The following is a 5,183-nucleotide window of genomic DNA, read 5'->3' on the forward strand; positions in this document are numbered from 1 at the left end:
CGGCGAGTCCGGCGCGCGCCGCGTCGCCCTCGGCCACCAGCAGCTCCACCAGTTCGCCCGCGGGCAGCTCGCGCGCCAGCCGGTGCCCCTGCCCGGCCCACAGGGCCATGCCCTGCGGATCGCCGGCAGCGGCGGCGGCCTTGCGCAGCCCGGCGGTCAGGTAGTGCACCTGCGGGTAGGCGGCGGGGGCGTACGGGCCGTGTTCGCGGACGAAGCGGTTGACCAGGCCGCGAGCGGGCCGCCCGGAGAAGGCCCGGGTCAGCTCGGTACGGATGAACGTGGTGTCGGTCAGGGCCCGCTTGTGGACGGCGCTGGCGCCGGACTCGGGGCAGACCAGGAACGCGGTGCCCAGTTGGGCGGCGCTGGCGCCGGCCGCGAGCACCGCGGCGATCTGCGCGCCGCGCATCAGCCCGCCGGCGGCGATCACCGGCAGCGGCACCGCCTCGCGCACCAACTGGATGAGGGCGAGCAGCCCGAGGCCCTGGCCACCGCCCTGGACGTGCGGGTCATCGCGGTGGGTGCCCTGGTGGCCGCCCGCCTCGATGCCCTGGACGCAGAGCGCGGTAGCGCCGGCCGCCTGGGCGGCGAGCGCCTCGTCGACGGAGGTGACGGTCACCACCGTCACCGTCCCGACCCTGGCGAACGCCTCGCACACCGCGCGCGTGGGGCAGCCGAAGGTGAAGGAGACCAGCGGCACCGGGTCGTCCAACAGGATGGCGAGCTTGGCGTCGTAGGCGTCGTCGGTGGCCGTGTCGCAGTCGCCGAGCGGTGTCTCGTACCAGGCGACCTCGCCGGCGAGCTGCTCGCCGTAGACGGCGACGGCCGACGGGTCGCTGGTCGCGGGCTGCGGCATGAAGAGGTTGACGCCGAACGGCACGTCGCCCCGGGCCCGCAGGTGCTTGATTTCCTCGTACATCGCCGCCGGCGTCTTGTATCCGGCGGCGAGGAAGCCGAGTCCCCCGGCCGCGCCCACGGCGGCGGCGAGCTGCGGGCGCGAGGCGCCCCCCGCCATGGGGGCCTGCACGATGGGATACCGGTAGAGATCGGTCAACGGGGAGGACATGGCCACATCGTGCCACGCTCCGTGCGGCCCCGGGCAACACCCCCGGGCGTCCACACCGTGGACCTCCACCACACTCTCCGCACCGCTGCGGCACGCCCTGTTCACCCGGCCCGTACGACCGCGCCCGGGCCGGGAGCAGCGGCCCGTGCGACCGTCGCTCAGACCAGAGCCAGCGGCCCGTACGACCGCACTTGTGCCGGAGGCAGCGCCCCGTACGGCCATGCTCGGCCTGGGGGCAGCGCCCCGGACGGCCACGCCCCGACTAGTCCCAGCGGCCCGTACGACCGCGCTCGGAGCAGGCCAGCGGCCCGTACGACCGCACTCGGACTGAGGCAAGCGAACCGCGCCAGCACCTCGTACGACCACGCTCGGGACCAGGGACCAGGGACCAGGGACCAGGGACCAGGGACCAGCGCCGGTGCGACCCACCCGACGGCCGTCCGACCGGTTGACCGGGCCAGCCGAGCGAACGGCCCGATCCGGGTGGGCCAGCCCGGATGAACAGCCCGGTCCCGTCCCACGGCCCGGTCCTGATGCGCGGGGACGCACCTGCCGCACGGAGCGCACCCGCTCCACGAGACCTGCCCGCGCCAGCGAATGAGCGGAAAACGCGGAGGGCGCCGCCCCCGTACGCAACGGGGTCGGCGCCCTCTGGTCAGTGCCGTGGCCCGCGCGGCGCGGGCCGGCCCTCACCGGCCGTTGAACGCGTCCTTCAGCCGGGAGAACAGCCCCTGCTGACCTGGCTTGAATTCGCCTGTCGGGCGTTCCTCGCCGCGCAACTTGGCGAGCCGGCGCAGCAGTTCTTCCTGCTCCGGGTCGAGCTTGCTCGGCGTGGTGACCTCGACGTGCACGATCAACTGGCCGCGGCCACCGCCCCGCAGGTGCGTGATGCCGCGCCCGTGCAGCGGGACCGACTGGCCGGACTGGGTGCCCGGTCTGATGTCGATCTCCTCCACGCCGTCCAGCGTCTCCAGCGGCACCTTGGTGCCGAGGGACGCCGCCGTCATCGGAATGGTGACCGTGCAGTGCAGGTCGTCCCCGCGGCGCTGGAAGACCGCGTGCTGGGCCTCGTGGATCTCCACGTACAGGTCGCCGGCGGGGCCGCCGCCGGGGCCGACCTCGCCTTCGCCCGCGAGTTGGATGCGGGTGCCGTTGTCGACGCCCGCGGGAATCTTGACGGTCAGCGTGCGCCGCGAGCGCACCCGCCCGTCGCCCGCGCACTCCGGGCACGGGGTCGGCACCACGGTGCCGAAGCCCTGGCACTGCGGGCACGGCCGCGAGGTCATGACCTGGCCCAGGAAGGAGCGGGTGACCTGGGACACCTCGCCGCGACCGCGGCACATGTCACAGGTCTGCGCCGAGGTGCCGGGCGCCGCGCCCTCACCGCTACAGGTCGTGCACACGATGGCCGTGTCGACCTGGATCTCCTTGGTGGTGCCGAACGCCGCCTCGCTCAACTCGATGTCGAGCCGGATCATGGCGTCCTGGCCGCGGCGCGTGCGCGAGCGCGGGCCGCGCTGCGACGCGGTGCCGAAGAAGGCGTCCATGATGTCGGAGAAGTTGCCGAAGCCGGCTCCGAAGCCGCCCTGGCCGCCGCCCGACGCGCTGGAGAGCGGGTCGCCGCCGAGGTCGTAGACCTGCTTCTTCTGCGGGTCCGACAGGACCTCGTAGGCGGCGTTGATCTCCTTGAAGCGCTCTTGCGTCTTCGGGTCCGGGTTGACGTCCGGGTGCAGCTCACGCGCGAGCCTGCGGAACGCCTTCTTGATCTCGTCCTGGGAGGCATCGCGCCGCACGCCCAGGACGGCGTAGTAGTCCGTCGCCACTTACGACTCCGCCAGGATCTGTCCGACGTAACGTGCCACTGCGCGTACCGCTCCCATCGTTCCGGGGTAGTCCATGCGGGTCGGTCCGACCACGCCGAGTTTTGCGACTGCCTCGTCGCCCGAACCGTAGCCGACGGCGACCACGGATGTGGAGTTCAGGCCCTCGTGAGCGTTCTCATGACCGATTCGCACGGTCATGCCCGAGTCCTTGGCCTCGCCGAGCAGCTTGAGCAGGACGACCTGTTCCTCAAGGGCTTCGAGCACCGGCCTGATGGTCAGCGGGAAGTCGTGTCCGAACCGGGTGAGATTGGCGGTGCCGCCGATCATCAGCCGCTCTTCGGTCTCCTCGACCAGCGTCTCCAGCAGGGTCGCCAGCACCGTGGAGACCGCGCCCCGGTCCTCAAGCTCGAACGACTCCGGCAGATCCTGCACGAGCTGCGGCACGTCCGCGAACCGCCGCCCGACGACCCGGCTGTTGAGCCGCGCCCGCAGATCGGCCAGCGCGGTCTCGCCGACCGGCGCCGGGCAGTCCACCATCCGCTGCTCGACCCGGCCGGTGTCGGTGATCAGCACCAGCATCACGCGCGCGGGCGCGAGCGCGAGCAACTCCACGTGCCGCACCGTCGACCGGGTCAGCGACGGGTACTGCACCACCGCGACCTGCCGGGTGAGCTGCGCCAACAGCCGTACCGTGCGCCCCACCACGTCGTCGAGGTCCACCGCGCCGTCCAGGAAGTTCTGGATGGCGCGGCGCTCTGCGGGTGAGAGCGGCTTCACACCGGCGAGCTTGTCCACAAAGAGCCGGTAGCCCTTGTCGGTGGGGATGCGGCCGGCGCTGGTGTGCGGCTGGGCGATGAAGCCCTCGTCCTCCAGGGCTGCCATGTCGTTACGCACCGTGGCCGGCGAGACGCCGAGTTGGTGCCGCTCGGTGAGCGCCTTGGAACCCACCGGCTCCTCGGTGCCGACGTAGTCCTGGACGATGGCGCGCAGCACTTCAAGTCTGCGTTCGCTCAGCATCGCGCACACCTCCAGTCAAACCGTCGCTCGGGGGCCTCTCCTGGCACTCAGCACATTCGAGTGCCAAATAACCCGGGGCCAGTGTACGGCCGGTGACCGCGGTCCGGGCAAGAGTCGCCCCGGCCGTAACCGAGCGTGGGGCCGGAAACTGCCGTCGCCGGCCGGGCGGGCCCCCCGGCCGACCGTTAGCGTCTCTCCCATGGACAGCAGTGCGGAAGAGCGCGTACGGGATCGCTGGGAGGTTCTCGCGCCGGGCGTCGCCCGGCGCCGGCTGCCGCAGTGGGACGCCACGGTGGGGGCGGTGGCCGGCCCGGCGGGCGTGCTCGTGGTGGACACCGGCGCCACGCTCCGTGAGGGCGCGGAGGTCCGCCGGGAGGTGCGCGCCCTGTTCGGCCACGAGGTCACGCACGTCGTGCTCACCCATCCGCACTTCGACCACGTCCTGGGCACCGCGGCCTTCGCCGGCGTGCAGGTGTACGGGGCGGTGGGGCTGGCCGAGTTGCTGCACCGGGAGCGGGACGAGTTGCGGGCGGACGCGGTACGACACGGGGCGGACCCCGATGCCGCGGCGGTCGCCACCGACCTGCTGGTGTACCCGCGGCACTCGGTGTGCGGCGAGGTGACCGTGAGCCTCGGCGGCGACCGCGAGGTGCTGCTCGCCAACGTCGGCCCCGGGCACACCGGGCACGACCTGGCCGTCTTCGTACCCGGCCGGCCCGAGGTGGTGTTCTGCGGCGACCTGGTGGAGGAGTCGGGCGAACCCCAGGCGGGCCCGGACGCGGTGCCCACCCACTGGCCGGCGGCCCTGGACCGGCTGCTCGACCTCGGCGGCGATGACGCCCGGTACGTGCCGGGCCACGGCGCGGTGGTGGACGCCGCCTACGTGCGCGCGCAGCGCGCGATGCTGGCCCACCGCTTCGCGTAGGAGCAGGAAGAGCAGGAGCAGGGCGAGAAGCAGGAGTGGCCGCGGCTACGCGCGGGGGCGGGCGCGCGTAGTGGGAAGTGTCCGGGCCCGGGGCGCGCACCGTACGGGGCGGGGCCTGCGCGCTCGAACGGGCCCGGGTCCGGGCGCGCTCGTACAGGCCCGAGTCAGGCCGCCTTACAGGCCGGGCGGGCGCAACTGCGGCGGGCGCTCGCAGTCGGGGACCGGCCTTTCCTGCGGGGCCCGGAGCCGGCGCGGGGGGGGGGCGGGGGCGGGGGCGGGGGGGGGGGGGGCCGGGGGGGGGGGGGGGGGGGGGGGTGGGGGCTGGGGCGGGGCGCGGTGGGGCGCGCCGGCCCCC

5 protein-coding genes are annotated in these 5,183 nt (G+C 73.7%); 1 reads left to right on the forward strand and 4 read right to left on the reverse strand.

Annotation, left to right across the window (positions count from 1 at the left end; all coding sequences use genetic code 11):
* From AAHZ94_RS28015 to hrcA, 3 genes are all read right to left on the reverse strand, one after another.
* On the reverse strand, positions 1-1,063 hold a 1,063-nt coding region (locus AAHZ94_RS28015), incomplete at its 3' end, for a nitronate monooxygenase (RefSeq protein ID WP_349996310.1).
* Between the two features lie 689 nt (positions 1,064-1,752).
* Positions 1,753-2,886, reverse strand: a complete 1,134-nt coding sequence (dnaJ, locus tag AAHZ94_RS28020; protein WP_349996312.1) for a molecular chaperone DnaJ — start codon at positions 2,884-2,886, stop codon at positions 1,753-1,755.
* On the reverse strand, positions 2,887-3,903 hold the full coding sequence (hrcA, locus tag AAHZ94_RS28025) for a heat-inducible transcriptional repressor HrcA (protein ID WP_349996314.1): 1,017 nt from the start codon (positions 3,901-3,903) through the stop codon (positions 2,887-2,889).
* 199 nt (positions 3,904-4,102) lie between these two features.
* Here hrcA and AAHZ94_RS28030 point away from each other — a divergent pair, with 199 nt between their 5' ends.
* Positions 4,103-4,828 (forward strand): MBL fold metallo-hydrolase, encoded by a 726-nt coding sequence (locus AAHZ94_RS28030; protein WP_349996316.1) that lies wholly within the window; start codon positions 4,103-4,105, stop codon positions 4,826-4,828.
* Between the two features lie 174 nt (positions 4,829-5,002).
* Here AAHZ94_RS28030 and AAHZ94_RS28035 read toward each other — a convergent pair.
* Positions 5,003-5,183, reverse strand: a 181-nt coding sequence (locus tag AAHZ94_RS28035) for a hypothetical protein (protein ID WP_349996317.1), incomplete at its 5' end; no start/stop codon positions are given.

Source organism: Streptomyces sp. HSW2009, from assembly GCF_040240285.1.
Classification (GTDB): Bacteria; Actinomycetota; Actinomycetes; order Streptomycetales; family Streptomycetaceae; genus Streptomyces.

Excerpts from the sequence above, each read along its gene's own strand:
- hrcA (WP_349996314.1), bottom strand. The coding sequence starts at position 3,903 with ATGCTGAGCGAACGCAGACTTGAAGTGCTGCGCGCCATCGTCCAGGAC.
- AAHZ94_RS28030 (WP_349996316.1), top strand. The coding sequence starts at position 4,103 with ATGGACAGCAGTGCGGAAGAGCGCGTACGGGATCGCTGGGAGGTTCTC.